The organism is Pseudomonas sp. NPDC098747 (assembly GCF_044760045.1).
Taxonomy (GTDB): Bacteria; Pseudomonadota; Gammaproteobacteria; order Pseudomonadales; family Pseudomonadaceae; genus Aquipseudomonas.
This window is the reverse complement of sequence record NZ_JBIWAL010000076.1, coordinates 16911-18874: the sequence shown is the minus strand read 5'-3', so window position 1 is coordinate 18874 and position 1964 is coordinate 16911. Positions and strand designations below refer to the sequence as shown.

General features: G+C 58.9%; 1 protein-coding gene and 1 pseudogene. Both read left to right on the top strand.

Annotated elements, in window-relative coordinates; genetic code table 11:
* Positions 1-74: 74 nt before the first annotated feature.
* Positions 75-1016: pseudogene (locus tag ACIQVE_RS27015) on the top strand (homoserine dehydrogenase); the annotation flags it as partial.
* Between the two features lie 66 nt (positions 1017-1082).
* The coding region (gene thrC / locus ACIQVE_RS27010; RefSeq protein WP_402814456.1) for a threonine synthase at positions 1083-1964 on the top strand (882 nt) is incomplete at its 3' end.

Here is a 1964-nt window from a genome sequence, read left to right as displayed (position 1 = left end):
AATTATACACCGACAACAAAGATCTAAAAGCAGAAAAACAAAATTAAAATAAACCAAACTCAACCGATAAATGAGTGATCGTGGCGTTCGAAGCGGCTGTGGCCGGTGGCATTCCGGTGATCAAGGCGATCCGTGAAGGCCTGTCCGCCAACCGCATCAACTGGGTGGCCGGGATCATCAACGGCACCGGCAACTTCATCCTCACTGAAATGCGTGAGAAGGGTCGCACCTTCGAAGACGTGCTGGCCGAAGCTCAGGCTCTGGGCTACGCCGAAGCCGATCCGACCTTCGACGTTGAAGGCATCGACGCGGCGCACAAGCTGACGATTCTGGCCTCCATCGCGTTCGGCATTCCGCTGCAATTCGACAAGGCTTACACCGAAGGCATCACCAAGCTGACCACAGCTGACGTCAACTACGCCGAAGCGCTGGGCTATCGCATCAAGCACCTCGGCGTGGCACGCAGCACCGCCAGCGGTATCGAGTTGCGCGTGCACCCGACGCTGATCCCGGCTGATCGCTTGATTGCCAACGTCAATGGCGTGATGAACGCGGTGATGGTCAACGGCGACGCTGCCGGTTCGACCCTGTTCTATGGCGCTGGCGCTGGCATGGAGCCGACGGCTTCGTCGGTGATCGCCGACCTGGTGGACGTGGTTCGCGCCATGACCTCCGACCCGGAAAACCGCGTACCGCATCTAGCCTTCCAGCCGGATTCGCTGTCGGCCCACCCGATTTTGCCGATCGAAGCCTGCGAAAGCGCCTACTACCTGCGCATTCAGGCCAAGGACCATCCGGGTGTTCTCGCTCAGGTGGCGAGCATCCTCTCGGAGCGCGGCATCAACATCGAGTCGATCATGCAGAAGGAAGTCGAGGAACACGACGGTCTGGTGCCGATGATCCTGCTGACCCACCGTGTGGTGGAACAGCGTATCAACGATGCAATCGCCGCTCTCGAAGCCCTGGCAGGCGTGGACGGTCCGGTTGTACGGATCCGCGTCGAGCACCTGAACTAAGTCGTTGTCCTGCATCGGCCCCGCGAGCGGGGCCGATGTTGCGAACACTCTCCATTGGAGTCAGACATGCGTTACATCAGTACCCGCGGCCAGGCACCGGCCCTGAATTTCGAAGACGTCCTGCTGGCAGGTCTTGCCACCGACGGCGGTCTGTACGTCCCGGAAGTCCTGCCACGTTTCACCCAGGAAGAGATCGCTTCCTGGGCCGGCCTGCCGTATCACGAGCTGGCCTTTCGCGTCATGCGCCCGTTCGTAACCGGCAGCATTCCGGACGCCGATTTCAAAAAGATTCTTGAAGAAACCTACGGCGTGTTCTCGCACAGCGCCGTCGCGCCGCTGCGTCAGTTGAACGGCAACGAATGGGTGCTGGAACTGTTCCACGGCCCGACTCTGGCGTTCAAGGACTTCGCCCTGCAACTGCTCGGTCGTCTGCTCGACTACGTGCTGGAAAAGCGCGGCGAGCGCGTGGTGATCGTCGGTGCCACTTCGGGTGATACCGGTTCCGCCGCCATCGAAGGCTGCAAGCACTGCGAAAACGTCGACATCTTCATCCTGCACCCACACAACCGTGTGTCCGAAGTGCAGCGTCGCCAGATGACGACGATTTTTGGCGAGAACATCCACAACATCGCCATCGAAGGCAACTTCGATGACTGCCAGGAAATGGTCAAGGCCAGCTTCGCCGACCAGAGCTTCCTCAAAGGCACGCGTCTGGTAGCCGTGAACTCGATCAACTGGGCGCGGATCATGGCCCAGATCGTTTACTACTTCCACGCCTCCCTGCAGTTGGGCGGCCCGGCGCGTTCGGTGTCGTTCTCGGTGCCGACCGGCAACTTCGGCGACATCTTCGCCGGTTACCTGGCGCGCAACATTTTCATTGATATGAAGATGTTGTTGTTGGGAAAGATTGTGATTGAGATTGTTGATCTCTTTTTTAGCGGTATTATT